Annotated in this window: 14 protein-coding genes; 9 read left to right on the forward strand and 5 right to left on the reverse strand. The window is 57.1% G+C overall.

Translation table 11 applies throughout. The annotated features are described in order from the left end of the window. Window positions 1-96 precede the first annotated feature (96 nt). Window positions 97-1,182, forward strand: a complete 1,086-nt coding sequence (gene ocd / locus ABVF61_RS28775; protein ID WP_353997044.1) for an ornithine cyclodeaminase — start codon at window positions 97-99, stop codon at window positions 1,180-1,182. Between the two features lie 1,415 nt (window positions 1,183-2,597). Here ocd and pyrF read toward each other — a convergent pair. Continuing rightward, window positions 2,598-3,338, reverse strand: a complete 741-nt coding sequence (gene pyrF, locus ABVF61_RS28780; protein ID WP_353997045.1) for an orotidine-5'-phosphate decarboxylase — start codon at window positions 3,336-3,338, stop codon at window positions 2,598-2,600. Between the two features lie 69 nt (window positions 3,339-3,407). Next, window positions 3,408-4,256 (reverse strand): SDR family NAD(P)-dependent oxidoreductase, encoded by an 849-nt coding sequence (locus tag ABVF61_RS28785; protein ID WP_353997046.1) that lies wholly within the window; start codon window positions 4,254-4,256, stop codon window positions 3,408-3,410. A gap of 182 nt (window positions 4,257-4,438) precedes the next feature. On the opposite strand from ABVF61_RS28785, the gene hisB reads away from it, so the two are divergent. From hisB to coaA, 8 genes are all read left to right on the forward strand, one after another. Further along, window positions 4,439-5,032, forward strand: coding sequence for an imidazoleglycerol-phosphate dehydratase HisB (gene hisB / locus ABVF61_RS28790; protein ID WP_353997047.1), 594 nt, complete (start codon window positions 4,439-4,441; stop codon window positions 5,030-5,032). Window positions 5,033-5,047: 15 nt separating this feature from the next. Continuing rightward, a complete protein-coding gene (locus tag ABVF61_RS28795) occupies window positions 5,048-5,551 on the forward strand; it encodes a DUF2628 domain-containing protein (RefSeq protein ID WP_353997048.1) in 504 nt (167 codons plus the stop codon). Then, complete coding sequence (hisH, locus tag ABVF61_RS28800; RefSeq protein WP_353997049.1) at window positions 5,548-6,201, forward strand: imidazole glycerol phosphate synthase subunit HisH; 654 nt, start codon at window positions 5,548-5,550, stop codon at window positions 6,199-6,201. The genes ABVF61_RS28795 and hisH overlap by 4 nt, the downstream gene beginning before the upstream one ends. 76 nt (window positions 6,202-6,277) lie before the next feature. Then, complete coding sequence (locus ABVF61_RS28805) at window positions 6,278-6,565, forward strand: DUF1330 domain-containing protein (protein WP_299477451.1); 288 nt, start codon at window positions 6,278-6,280, stop codon at window positions 6,563-6,565. Between the two features lie 5 nt (window positions 6,566-6,570). Then, complete coding sequence (hisA, locus tag ABVF61_RS28810) at window positions 6,571-7,314, forward strand: 1-(5-phosphoribosyl)-5-[(5-phosphoribosylamino)methylideneamino]imidazole-4-carboxamide isomerase (protein WP_353997050.1); 744 nt, start codon at window positions 6,571-6,573, stop codon at window positions 7,312-7,314. Beyond that, window positions 7,311-8,090, forward strand: a complete 780-nt coding sequence (gene hisF, locus ABVF61_RS28815) for an imidazole glycerol phosphate synthase subunit HisF (protein WP_353997051.1) — start codon at window positions 7,311-7,313, stop codon at window positions 8,088-8,090. Before hisA ends, hisF begins: the two co-directional genes overlap by 4 nt. 24 nt (window positions 8,091-8,114) lie before the next feature. Continuing rightward, window positions 8,115-8,438: a phosphoribosyl-ATP diphosphatase gene (locus tag ABVF61_RS28820; protein ID WP_353997052.1), complete on the forward strand. Its 324-nt coding sequence runs from the start codon at window positions 8,115-8,117 to the stop codon at window positions 8,436-8,438. Window positions 8,439-8,477: 39 nt separating this feature from the next. Then, window positions 8,478-9,443, forward strand: a complete 966-nt coding sequence (gene coaA, locus ABVF61_RS28825) for a type I pantothenate kinase (protein ID WP_353997053.1) — start codon at window positions 8,478-8,480, stop codon at window positions 9,441-9,443. 59 nt (window positions 9,444-9,502) lie between these two features. Here coaA and ABVF61_RS28830 read toward each other — a convergent pair whose 3' ends face one another. From ABVF61_RS28830 to ABVF61_RS28840, 3 genes are all read right to left on the reverse strand, one after another. Beyond that, a complete protein-coding gene (locus tag ABVF61_RS28830) occupies window positions 9,503-11,191 on the reverse strand; it encodes a methyl-accepting chemotaxis protein (RefSeq protein WP_353997054.1) in 1,689 nt (562 codons plus the stop codon). 172 nt (window positions 11,192-11,363) lie between these two features. After that, a complete protein-coding gene (locus tag ABVF61_RS28835) occupies window positions 11,364-13,193 on the reverse strand; it encodes a VHL beta domain-containing protein (RefSeq protein WP_353997055.1) in 1,830 nt (609 codons plus the stop codon). Window positions 13,194-13,295: 102 nt separating this feature from the next. After that, window positions 13,296-13,853 (reverse strand): ActR/PrrA/RegA family redox response regulator transcription factor, encoded by a 558-nt coding sequence (locus ABVF61_RS28840; protein ID WP_299477434.1) that lies wholly within the window; start codon window positions 13,851-13,853, stop codon window positions 13,296-13,298. Between the last annotated feature and the right edge of the window lie 72 nt (window positions 13,854-13,925).

A 13,925-nucleotide genomic window follows, 5' to 3' on the forward strand; every position in this document is an offset into this window, starting at 1 on the left:
GAGAATACCGAAGATGCTCTATCACTTTGGAATCGATCAACTTTTGGATGCTCAATCGGTTCCAGTTGAACATCCGTTGATCTGGAGGAAGAAAAAATGACCGCCGCGAACCACAATCCAAAGCCGTCGGAATTGGCCTATGTGCCGTTCGTCAGTGTCGACAACATGATGCGCAATATCCGTGCGATCGGCGTGGAAAAGGCGCTTGTCGGCATTGCCGACTATATCGAACAGGACTTCCTGCGCTGGGAAAGCTTCGACAAGAAACCGCGCATTCCAGCGCACGCCCCGCAGGGCGTGATTGAACTCATGCCGACCAGCGACGGCGAGACCTTTGGCTTTAAATACGTCAACGGTCATCCGCAGAATTTTCGAGACGGCCTGCAGACCGTGACCGGATTTGGCGTGCTCTCGGAACTTTCCACTGGCTATCCGGTTCTTTTCACCGAAATGACGATCCTGACAGCCCTGCGCACCGCCGCAACATCGGCTCTGGCAGCGAAATATCTTGCGCCGAAGGGATCGAAGACGATGGCAATCATCGGCAATGGTGCCCAATCCGATTTTCAGTGCCTGGCTTTCAAGGAAATGCTCGGAATAACCGAGATCCGTGCGTTTGACATCGATCCGGAAGCCAGCATCCGGCTGGCACGGAACATGGCCAATTCCGGACTGAACGTGACCATCTGCAAGACGCCTGAAGATGCCATCGAAGGCGCGCAGGTCATCACGACGGTGACCGCCGACAAGAAATACGCAACGATCCTGACCGACAACATGGTCGGGTCTGGGGTCCACATCAATGCGATTGGTGGCGATTGTCCCGGCAAGACGGAACTGCACAAGGACATTCTTCTGCGCTCCGACATCTTTGTTGAACTCCCGGAGCAGACGCGCATCGAAGGAGAGCTTCAGCAATTGCCGGAAAACCATCCGGTGACCGAGCTTTGGCAGGTTTATGCGGGCAAGGCGACCGGCCGGACGTCAGACAACCAGATCACCCTGTTCGACAGTGTCGGTTTCGCTATCGAGGATTTCGCGGCGCTTCGCTACGTGCGCGATCTTCTGCCGAAGACCGGCCATTTCGAGAAGCTGGACCTGCTGGCGGATCCGGACGATCCGCGCGATCTCTACGGGATGGTGCTGCGTTCTTCGGCTGCCGGCGACAATCAAGCGGCATGACAAAATAAAGACCGCGTTTCCTGACTGGCCACCGCAATTGCGGTGGCTTTTTTGTTTCGCAAAGCTTGTTTGCTGGAATGAGTAGTTTGGGCGACTTACCCCACTCCTAACCACTTCCCACAAGGGCTGCGACAATCCTGAGGCAACTTTTCTGCGAAACTAAGGGGTATCGCGAAAAGTCCTCCACCTAAAGCAGATAAGGTGGAGGACTGCTCCAAGTAGTGCGTATACCCAATGTTAACTCTGAAGTGTTGAGCTAGCACCATGACACGCGATGAACTTGAAGGTGTTCGGACCTGGGTAAACCAGAAACTGTCCTCCGGCGATGAGCCGCCGTGGGCTTGGTATCAGTACATGAAGCTCCGAGAATCCCTCGATGCAATCATCGGGGGCATGGAGACTACCACGGAGAGTTCACCGCAATCGGACGTGCATTCGGGAACGCATCTCCGACTAGTGGGTTCCAATGATCAGCGAGATAGCGTTCAACACCGTCCAACTGAAGAGTCTGTACTGATGCCCATGTGACGCGCAAAGTCCCGTACTTCTGATAGTGCAGGATTGCGGGGTCATTGCGGTGTTCAGACAAGCGCTTTGCGATCTGTCCTTGACCGACACGCACCACACGCGATGGATTGCCGGGGTGCCATATGATGTACACCCCGGTAGTTTTGACGCTTTTGAGATTAAGATTGCAGAGATCGCACCAGTGTTTGTTATCTCCGCAAGTTCGCCATTTTAGCTGTAACATTTTTCGATCAACTCTCTATATGAGCGTCAGAAGGCTTGACCGATAGCTTGTTCTTCGATTCAATAGAATCGCACTAGTTGCATCAGCCCCGCGCCTTCTGACCAGAATGCGGGTGCAAACTTTGAAGCCGTCGTTACCTTGGCCGGAGCGACGGTTTCTTCGTTTGATGCGACATTTTAGCTTTGATTGGGAGCTGAAGGTCAAGGGGCGAATACACGCACCAATACAACCGTTAACCATTTGGTAACAGTTGTTCAACGAAAAACAATAAATAACAGAGACTTAAGCGGTCTCCTCCCAAGTATCGAATTACGGGTATGAGTGTCGTTTCTCACTAATTCACTGGTGCTGATCTTACATGATTCGTGAATAAAGGCGAGTTTTGCATCGCAAAACCGATTCGATTCTCAAAATTCTTGTAAACAGAAAGAAAAACACATATGCGCATACCTTTATATCAAAATATGCGTAAACTCACAAAACCGCATGATTGGACAAAAATACTATTCCACCAAAAAATGTGAGAAGAGCCGGGCTTTTCGGGAGAAAGAGGTACTTCCGCTCAACGTCACTTTCAAAAGGCTCTCCACCTTACGGCGATTGATACGCAATCCCCCCCTTGTGGGGAGGGGTTAAGGGTGGGGTCATGAACGTCACGTCTTGATCAAGCTGCAGGTCGGTGCAGCGCCGCCGTTATTTCCTCGACAACCGCATCTGCCGCCGCACCCGGATCTTCGGCCTTGCTGATCGGCCGCCCGACGACCAGATAATCGCTGCCGGCCTGGATGGCGTCTGCCGGGGTCATGACCCGGCGCTGATCGTTGGCTGAGCTCCCTGCCGGGCGAATTCCGGGTGTGACGATGACAAGGTCTCCGCCCAGGATCGGCCTCAGCTTTTCCGCTTCCGTCGCCGCGCAGACTATACCGCCCATTCCGGCCTCGCGCGCATCGCGGGCACGCGCTTCGACCAGATCGGCAACCGGCCCGCGGTACCCTGCAGCCACCAGATCGTCCTCGTCCATGGAGGTTAGCACCGTGACGCCAAGCAGGCAGAGATCCGGATTGCCCTCTGCCATCAGGCCACGGACGGCGGCGCGCATGGTCTTCGGATAGGCGTGCAGCGTCATGAAAGTCATGCCCATCTTGGCGATGTTTTGCACGGCCTTGGTAATGGTGTTGTCGATGTCGTGAAGTTTGACGTCGAGAAAGATCTTCTTGCCACTCGCCGCCAGATCGCGCGCAAACTCAAGCCCGCCGGCAAACTGCAGTTCCATGCCGATCTTGTAGACACCGACCTTTCCCTCGGTCCGGCTGACAAGGTTTTCCGCTTCCTTGAGGGTCGGGACATCGACAGGAAGCATCAAACGGTCAAGCGCGGTCTTAGGGGCGAACGGGCTGGTCGGCATGGAGCGGGCTCCTTTCAGGATATGGGGAAAGCGCCCCGTCCATACCACTCCGGTTGTCGGAACACCAGACTACGTCTTTCCGGTTTTCTCAAATTCCGCAAAGGCCTCTTTGTAGTCGGGATGCCAGCGGGAGAGAGGTGGCCGGTTTTCGATGATGTCTCCAACAGCCCATTCGGCGCGGCGCTTGTCGCGTGTGCTGTCGACGTCGTTGTCGGGGCAAAGGATGTAGAAGTCGCCTGCCGTCATGTGCTCGATGAAATGGTCAACGGTCTGCTCGCTGGTCCACGCCGCTGCCGGTTTTTCCGGCAGGAAAGACGAAATCATGCCGGTATAGGTAAAGCCGGGCACAAACAGGTGAACGGAAATCGGCGCGCCTGCCTCCCGCAATTCATGCGCAAGCTGCTCGCTCAGCACTTTCACGGCCGCCTTGGTTGCGTTGTAGCCGGGATTGCCGGGTGGGGTCGTGATCCCCTGCTTGGATCCGGTATTGATGATGACCGACGGGCGTCCCGCCTCGATCATGCGCGGCGTAAATGCTTGAACGCCCCTGAGCACGCCGTAAAAATTGACGTCCATCATGCGTGTCCAGGCGTCATAGTTTTCCCAGCACTTCGATGACATCCCGATGCCGGCATTGTTCATGAGAACAGCAACAGGCCCGGTCTGGAATGCGCTATCCGCCAGCTGTTCAACCTGATCCATATCAGTGACATCGGTTGGCACGGCGATCACGGTGGCGCCAGGTTTCGCGGCTTTGCGAACCACTTCCGTTGCCGCGTCCAGCGTCTCTCCCGGCAGATCCGCCAGGATGATCCCGAGCCCTGCTTCAGCGAAGCGGGTTGCGGCAGCAAGACCGACACCACTTGCCGCGCCGGTCACGACCGCAAGACCACCTTCTGCAATAGCTTCCTTGAACATGAAATCGGCCTCCTGGAGCCACTATTCGAAGTCTGATTGTTACGTTGGACGCAAGGGTCGGTGAAATCGATGCACTTGTCGAGCGGTCTTGCGAGGCCTGCAGCATACGTTGCTATTTCATTAGTCGGTTCAGGCTGCTACAACACCGCCGGTTCCGCACTTAAAAGCAAGGACAGCAACTGATGCGCACAGCGAGTGTATCGCGCGACACCAAGGAAACCCGCATCTCCGTTGACATCAATCTCGACGGGACGGGCAGCTACGACGTTCAAACAGGTGTCGGTTTTTTCGATCACATGCTGGAACAACTGTCGCGCCATTCGCTGATCGACATGAAGGTGCGTGCCGAAGGCGACACCCATATCGACTTTCACCATACCGTCGAAGACACAGGAATTGCGCTCGGCCAGGCGATTTCAAATGCGCTGGGCGACATGGCCGGCATCACCCGCTATGCCGACACGCATCTCGCCATGGATGAAGCATTGACGCGGTGTGCACTGGACGTTTCGGGGCGCCCGTTTCTCGTCTGGGACGTGACGTTCGATCGTGACAAGGTCGGAGACTTCGATACCGAGCTTTTTGAAGAGTTTTTCCGCGCATTTGCCATGAATGCCGGCATCACTCTTCATATTGCCAATCTTTACGGGTCTAACTGCCATCATATCGCGGAAACGTGCTTCAAGGCCGTTGCCCGCACCATGCGCAAGGCCATCGAAATCGATCCGCGCCAGGCGGACCGTGTTCCCACGACCAAGGGCCAGCTGGGCGGCTAGGAAACGGATTGGCGTATGAGTACTTACGTTGTCATGGCCCCGCCCGAATTTGACGATCTGGCAGGGGACCCAAGCGAAAGCGACCGGCTTCTGTTCATACCGGACAGGTTTTCGGTGCTGGCTTTTGTCTTCTCGTTCATCTGGCTGCTGGTGCATCGCATGTGGCTGGTTTTGCTCGGCTATCTGGCGCTCACGCTGGCGATTGAGCTTCTCGCAAGCGCATTGAGTTCACAGGCCACAGGTATCGCCGCGCTTGTGGTATCGCTTTTGTTCGGGTTCGAGGCACAGGCGCTGCGCCGCTGGTCGCTCGAGCGTAAGGGCTGGCGCGTCATTGGGATCGTCGACGGCGAAAATCCCGCTGAAGCGGAACTTCGATTTTTGAACAAGGAAGCCGGGTTGTTGGCTCCAGCTGAGCCGGAACAGGTTCATCCGCCGGCGCCTGTTCGAAACCCTATCGTGCCGCGGATAGGCAGCGAACAGGTGGTTGGCCTGACCCTTGGGCCGGAGACGCGTCAATGACAATTGCAATTATCGACTACGGGTCGGGCAATCTGCGCTCGGCCGAAAAGGCCTTCGAGCGCGCGGCCCGCGCCCATGCCCATGTGCCGGATGTGATTGTTACCGCAGACCCGGATCGCGTGCTGAAGGCCGACCGGATCGTCTTGCCGGGCGTTGGTGCCTTCGCCGATTGCAAGCGCGGCCTGTGGGCTGTCGACGGCATGCCGGACGCCCTTCATGAAACCGTTCGTGTTCAGGGCAAGCCTTTTTTCGGCATTTGCGTCGGGATGCAGCTGATGGCAACCCGCGGCCTGGAATTCGAGACCGTCGAGGGCCTAGGCTGGATCGAAGGCGATGTTTCGGAAATGAAACCGTCGGACCCGTCTTTGAAGATCCCGCATATGGGCTGGAACACGATCGACGTTCGCTCTGAAAGCCATCCGGTTTTCAAGGGTCTGGCAACAGGCCCGGACGGATTGCACGCCTATTTCGTACATTCCTACCACTTTGCCTGCACCCATGAGGCGGATCGTCTCGCGAGCTTCGGTTATGCGGGGACCTTCACGGCCATGGTTGCCAGGGACAACATGATCGGTACGCAATTCCACCCGGAAAAGAGCCAGCGGCTGGGTCTCGACCTGATCGGCAATTTTCTGGACTGGAAACCCTGAAGAAACAGGACGCGTGCGTGACATCAGGTAAAGCGGCGATAGTCACGGGAACCTGAAATCAAACGGGAGAGAACGAGTGAGCAAGGGATACTGGATTGCGCGGGTGGATGTGCACGACCCGGAAAACTATCCGCAATATGTGGAAACGGCCAAGCCGGCGTTTGAGCGGTTCGGCGCCAATTTCCTCGCACGCGGCGGTAAGACCGATGCCATCGAGGGTCCGGGACGGGCACGGAATGTCGTGATTGAATTTCCCAGCTTCCAACATGCGGTCGATTGCTATAACTCGCCCGAATACCAGCAGGCGGTGAAAATCCGCCAGAAAGTTGCCGATGGCGAAATCGTCATCGTGGAAGGACTGTAACGAGAATGATCCTCTTTCCCGCCATCGACCTGAAGGATGGCCAGTGCGTGCGCTTGAAGCTTGGCGATATGGACCAGGCAACTGTCTTTAACGACAACCCCGGGGCACAGGCAAAAGCCTTTGAAGCCCAAGGTTTTGAGTGGCTACACGTAGTTGACCTCAATGGGGCCTTCGCCGGCGAGAGCGTGAACGGCGCGGCCGTTGACGCCATCCTGGCATCGACGAAAAACCCGGTTCAGCTGGGCGGCGGGATCAGGACGCTCGATCATATCGAAACCTGGCTTTCAAGAGGTATTGCACGGGTCATTCTCGGGACGGTCGCCGTGCGCGACCCGGATCTCGTAAACGAAGCCTGCCGCAAGTTTCCGGGTAAGGTCGCTGTCGGGATCGACGCCAAAGGCGGCCATGTGGCTGTTGAAGGATGGGCGGAAACCTCGGAACTGACCGCAGTGGATCTGGCAAAACGGTTCCAGGATGCCGGTGTTTCGGCGATCATCTACACCGATATCGACCGGGACGGGATCCTGAAGGGGCTGAACATACCGTCGACCCTGGAGCTGGCGCAGTCCGTTTCCATTCCCGTGATCGCCTCGGGCGGCCTCGCTTCGATTGATGACATTCACCGGCTTCTGAAGCCTGATTGCGCCATTCTGGAAGGCGCGATCTCCGGCCGCGCGCTTTATGACGGGCGCTTGGATCCGAAAGAAGCGATGGACCTGATCCTGAGCGCCAGGAAAAAAGCATCATGACCCTGAAAGCCCGTGTCATTCCCTGCCTCGATGTGAAGGACGGCCGTGTCGTCAAAGGCGTCAATTTTGTGGATCTGGTCGATGCAGGCGATCCTGTGGAAGCTGCGAAGGCATATGATGCCGCCGGTGCCGATGAACTCTGTTTTCTCGATATCACGGCCAGCCATGAAGGCCGGGACACGATCTACGATGTCGTTCGGCGCACGGCGGAAGCCTGCTTCATGCCGGTAACGGTCGGTGGCGGTGTCAGGACGGTGGAAGACATCCGCAAACTTCTGATCGCGGGGGCCGACAAGGTGTCGATCAACACGGCAGCGGTCAAAAACCCGGACTTTGTCCGCGAGGCGGCGGAAAAATTCGGTGCCCAGTGCATCGTGGTTTCCATTGATGCCAAGCAGGTTAACACTCCGGGCGACCCTGAAAAGTTCGAAATCTTCACCCATGGCGGGCGTAATCCGACCGGTATTGATGCCATTGAGTTTGCAAAAAAAGTGGTCGAGCTCGGTGCCGGTGAGCTCCTGGTGACGTCCATGGATCGGGACGGTACAAAGTCGGGCTATAACATCGCGCTCACGCGGGCGATTGCCGATGCCGTGCCCGTGCCGGTGATCGCGTCCGGAGGCGTCGGAACACTTGATCATATGGTCGAGGGCGTGCGGGACGGCCATGCGACTGCGGTCCTAGCGGCGTCGATCTTCCATTTCGGCGAGTACACGATCCAGGAAACCAAAAGATACATGGACGACGCGGGCGTTCCCATGCGTCTCGATGCCTGAAATTGCGAAAAGAGCTCTAGCCAAATGACCAAGTTCACACTCGAAGCTCTGGATGCCATAGTTGCTGCACGCGCGAAGAGCGACGATGAAAAGTCCTACACACGCAAACTTGTAAATAAGGGCGTAGCCAAATGCGCCCAGAAACTGGGGGAAGAGGCGGTCGAGGCGGCGATTGCGGCTGTGAGGGAAGACCGGGAAGAATTGACGGCGGAAGCCGCCGATGTGCTTTATCATTTGTTGGTGGTTCTGAATGTATCCAATGTTCCCTTGGCGGACGTCATGGCGGAGTTGGGCAAACGGACAGGACAGACCGGACTTGAGGAAAAGGCCTCTCGGCCTCAGGAGTGATTGTCTGCCTTAAGGCACCGCAGCGGGAACTGCGAGACGATGGATCAGAAAGTCGCAACGGCCCTGGACATGGATTTGTCCCCCTATAGGGTGTTCACCGAACGCCAGTGGTCCCGTTTGCGTGCCGACACGCCGATGACACTCGATGAACACGAGGTCGAACAGCTTCAGGGCCTGAACGCGCCGGTCTCCATGCAGCAGGTGGAGACGATCTATCTGCCCCTCTCCCGCTTGCTGGCCTTCTATGCCGAGGCAACGATCAGCATTCACCAGGCAACGCAGAATTTTCTCGGTCACCGGGACGGCAAGACGCCTTTCATCATTGGCGTTGCCGGGTCTGTTTCCGTCGGTAAATCAACGACCTCGCGTGTGTTGCGCGAGCTTCTGGCCCGCTGGCCGGCAAGCCCGAAGGTCGATCTGATCACAACGGACGGGTTTCTCTATCCGAACGCCATTCTTGAGGCTGAAGGCCTCATGTCCAAGAAAGGGTTTCCGGAAAGCTTCGACCGGCCGCGGCTGCTCAAGTTCCTGTCGGACATCAAGGCGGGGCGGCGGCACGTTCGGGCGCCTGTTTACTCGCACTTTTACTATGACGTCATGCCCGGCCACACGGTTACCGTCGACAAGCCGGATATCCTGATCGTCGAGGGCCTGAACGTCCTGCAGACGCGAGAGTTGCCCAAGGACGGGCGCGCGGTGCCCTTTGTCTCGGATTTCTTTGACTTTTCCGTCTATATCGATGCGGATGAGGGCTTGCTGAGCAAATGGTATGTCGATCGTTTCATGCGCCTGCGCGAAACGGCGTTCCGCGACCCCGGGTCCTACTTTCACAAATACTCGCGCATCAACGACAATGAGGCAGTTGAAACCGCAACGCGGATCTGGAACGACATCAATCTTGTCAATCTGCGTGAGAACATCCTGCCAACCCGGCCACGAGCTGATCTGATCCTCTCCAAGAATGCGAGCCACCGGATTTCCAAGGTGGCCTTGCGCAAGGTGTGAAAAAGCCTGCGGCCGGGATGACTGCAGGCTTTGTTCAACGTGTTGTTTTCAAAAGTGTTTCAGGCGATTGAGCGCTTGTTGACCTCATCGAGGAAAGTCGCGACCTGTCCGCGTAGTTGAACTGCGTTTTCGCGCAGTTCCTGTGCCGAGGCGTCGACCTTCTGCGCGGTATCGCGGGTGTTTTCGGCAGCAGACGCGACACTTTCGATATTGGTCGTCACTTCCACCGTGCTTCGGGAGGCTTCGGTCGCATTGCTTGCGATCTCCTGGGTCGCTGCACCCTGCTCGTCGACCGAGGCCGAGATCGAAGAGGCGATCTCGTTCATGTTGGTGATGATCTCTGTCACCGATGAGATCGCGCTGGCAGCAAGACCGGTTTCCTCCTGAATGGCGGAAATCTGGCTCGAAATTTCTTCCGTGGCCTTGGAAGTCTGGTTGGCCAGTTCCTTGACTTCAGCGGCAACGACCGCAAAGCCCTTACCGGCCTCGCCGGCACGGGCCGCCTCAATGGTCGCGTTCAGCGCCAGGAGATTGGTCTGCTCGGCGATTGCCTGGATAAGCGTGACAACTTCGCCGATACGGCTTGCCGATTCGGAAAGGCCGCTCATGCGCTGGTTGGTCGATTCAGCTTCCCCTGCCGCTTTCGCGGCAATCTCGCTTGAGGACTGGACCTGCCTGCGGATCTCGTTGACCGAAGCAGACAGTTCTTCCGCAGCGGCTGCAACGGTCTCTACGTTGTGCGAAGCCTGAGAAGATGCGTTTGACACAAGGCCGCTTTGCTCGGTCGTCTGAGCTGCAACGCCTGTCATGTCGCTCGATGCGGACTGGAGGTTCTGAACGGAGCCGTCGATGATGTTCAGCATATCCATGATCTGGCGATCGAATTCACCGCTCAACTGCTGGATCTCGGCACCTTTGCGGGCCGCATCCTCTTGCGCGGCGTTTTGCTGGTCTTCCAGTGCACGGCGGTTGGTTTCGTTCTGAACGAACACCTCCATGGCGCTGGCCATTTGACCGATTTCGTCACCACGATCGGCGCCTTCGACGGAGACATTCGTGTTGCCGTCGGCCAATGTGCTCATGTTCGCCGTCAGCGAACGCAGTGGGCCGACCGTCTGGCGAACGGCAACAACTGCAATGAAGATCGCGATAAGCGCTCCGACGACCGCGAGCGCGATAATTGTTGTTGCTGCGCTCCAGTATGCAGCGTCCAGATCGTCGACATAGACACCGGTTCCGATCATCCAGTTCCAGGGTTCGAAACCTGCGCCCCAGCCATGTTTTTCAATGGCAACCTCGCTGTTCGCGCGCGGCCAGTAGTAGAGCATCGCCCCGCCGCCGGCTTTGGCCCGATTGATCAGCGTCTCGACAAGACGAACTCCGGTCTTGTCGGTAAAGTTCATCAGGTTTGTGCCGATAAGCGAAGTCTTGGGATGCACGAGATTGGTGCCGTCATAGGCATACACAAAGAGATAATTGTCGCCTTCGAACCGAATGGCCCCGATTGCTGCCTTTGCCGCAGCTTGCGCTTCCTCACGGCTCAAGTCACCGGATTGCTCTAATTCATGAAAATGAGCAGCGATCGCAACGCCACCGTTTGAGATATCCTCGATCTTTGCCATACGTTCGGCAAACATTGCTGAATAGAGGCTATTGAGACTGATCACGCAGATGGCTGCCGTAACCACGAGAATGGTCGCAATGGGCAGACTGATTTTCCAGGTGATGGGCCAGCGTGCGAAAGACATGGCGGGGTGATTCCTCTCGGATTGCGTTGAGGAAATAAGTCCCGAAACTGTTGACCAAAACCTTAAGATTCCAGGGTTTTGGATCCGGAAACAGAAAAAGGCTCTGATCCGACTGTGTGCACCTGCAAAAACTGCGTAAGTATTTTCTAATACTGGGAAAAATACGCCTGACTTACCTGCGGGCGCAGAACACATCCCGCAGACCGGGACGCGTCCAGGTGGCATTCTGGAGTTGACCCTTCAGGATGTGACCCTGTCCCTCGTAATGGAAGGTATTGGGGCTTCCGAACCTCTGCAAAGTGACCGCTCCATACCCCATTTCGGCAACCGTCGCGGTTGCGCCGTCCGGCGAAAACACAACGTTCAGGTCAATACCGGCCGTACAAAGGTAATCGGCAACATTCGTCCTGGCGGCCTGCTGCTGAAAGCCGGGTTGGTCGCTTCCGCCAATGCTGCCCGGCGGAATGGGGCCTGCACCGTTGCCGAACTGGTCGCCCGGAATCCCGCCGCCCTGGCCGGCAGGGACGCCAAAGCCCCCTGCGCCGTTGCCACCCAAGCCTGCTTGTCCGCTGATGACGACTTCACGATAGGGGGCTTGCGTGACGTAGATACCCCGGCACTCACCGCTCGCACCTCGAACGGTCCAGGCGTGCGAGAAATAGGTCTGCTGATCCAGAATCTGGCCTGGTTCGAGCCGCGCGTAGGGACGTTCGCCGCCACGATAGTCTACCCAATGCACTTCGACCGGCTGCGCGCTTGCGTTCCGGAAAACGATCTGGCCCGGGCGGACGGCTTCCACGGAGCGCACACGGCCAAGCTCGTTACATGAAAGGTCAGAATTGGCCTCCTGCCCACCGGCGCCAAAGGGATCATCTCCGACGATCTGCTGGGGCAGCGAACAAGTCGCTACAAACAGGCGCACGGGATTTGCGCTGCCTTTCAGCGATACGGGATAGGCGGGCAGTCCCTCGACCGAAATGGAAAGTTCCGACTGCCGGATCATCGCTTCCCAGAGCGGGTCGGTCATTTCGATATTGACCTCGGGAAGAGAGACCCCGGCTTCGTTGGCATTCGACGAACCGAAGGTATTGAACGTTGCGGAGTAGTCACCCGCCAACACACGGATTGCCTGGGGCATGCCTTCCTGAAGGCCAGCTGGCGCTTGCTGGAAAGTGATTTTCGCGAAACCGGACTGCGTGGTGCAATCCGCACGGAAATCCCTGTCGTCTGTCTGCGGAATGGTGTGCAGAAGCGCGGATGGGGAACCGGGTTGGCTACCGGGTTCGGCGACCCAGGCACGTCCTTCGGCCGGCGTTACAAGAACGGGTGCTGCATTTGCGCCGCCCGGTGACGGTGTTACGATTGTTTCAGTTCCGACGGAATCTTGCGGCAGACTTGCGGTCTCGGTGCCGTTTGGATCAGTGGCTGAAATCGGCGTATCGACTGTTTCCAGTGGCTTCAGCCCGTCATTGTCGGCCGGTGGCGTGATTTCAGTGATCGACGGGGTGTCGGTCTGGTTGGTTTGCGGGGTCTCGGTTGCCTGAGTTTGAGGCGCTGCCGTTGCAGCAGGGGCACTTGCGACAGGACCTGCCGAAACACCTGAAGACGTCCCGACAATGCGTGCGGTAGCGCCAGGTTTCCCGTCGCTCGTCACATCGACAACAAGTGTGTCGCCGCTGCATAGATTGGCATCGCGGTGAAGAATACGGCTGTTTTCCAGGGTAACTTCGAGCTTCACGTCACAGGGTGGCGGCTTGTCGTCACTGCCGATCGTATCGATTACCACACCCTTGTCGTCCCGGCTGATGATGGGCCGGTACTTCTTGTCGAGCGCGATGGAGCGTATACCCGGTTCCGCCGGCTGCACGTTGATCCGAACTGTTTCCGGAACGGACTGTGCGTAGGCGCTTGTACCGCAAGTCAGGAAAACAATGCTGCAGGCCGCCAGGAGACGTGTTCTGATGACGGGCGTGTTAAAACTGCGAGCAGCCGCAAGCCGCATGAAAGATCTCCATCGGAGCGCAAAGTAACGATAATCGATGATTACTTAGGCAAAGTGGCGTCGAAAGGGCAAGCCCGCATTCGGTTTCACCACATCTGATCCTCAGCGTGGCGCCCTTTTCGCAAGAATTCGCTGCAATGTCCGTCGGTGCATGTTCAGACGGCGCGCGGTTTCGGAAACATTTCGGTCGCACAGTTCATAGACCCGTTGAATATGTTCCCAGCGCACCCGGTCTGCGGACATCGGGTTTTCCGGCGGCTGTGCCTTGTCCTCAGGCTTGCGTGCAAGCGCCGCAACGATGTCGTCAGGGTCGGCAGGTTTCGCCAGATAATCGATGGCACCGAGTTTTACCGCAGTCACCGCTGTGGCGATGTTCCCATAGCCGGTCAGGACGATTGCGCGCGCGTCAGGGCGTTTTTGTCTAATTTTTTCAATGACATCGAGGCCGTTTCCGTCCTCCAGGCGCATATCGACGATTGCATATGCCGGGGCGGTGCGTGCAATTTTGAGTGCTGCGTCCTGAACGCCGTCCGCTGTTTCAGTCGCAAATCCGCGCTTTTCCATTGCGCGCGCCAAGCGTTGCTGAAACGGTTTGTCGTCGTCGACGATCAGAAGACTCATGTCTCCGGATCCATTTATTGATGTCATATGGTCCGTCATGGCTCGTTACCGTTTATTCGTACGTCTTTTTGTGCAGGTCGGATGCGTGTTGTTGATCAATAACCTGCTGGT

This window comes from Roseibium sp. HPY-6 (assembly GCF_040530035.1).
Taxonomy (GTDB): domain Bacteria; phylum Pseudomonadota; class Alphaproteobacteria; order Rhizobiales; family Stappiaceae; genus Roseibium.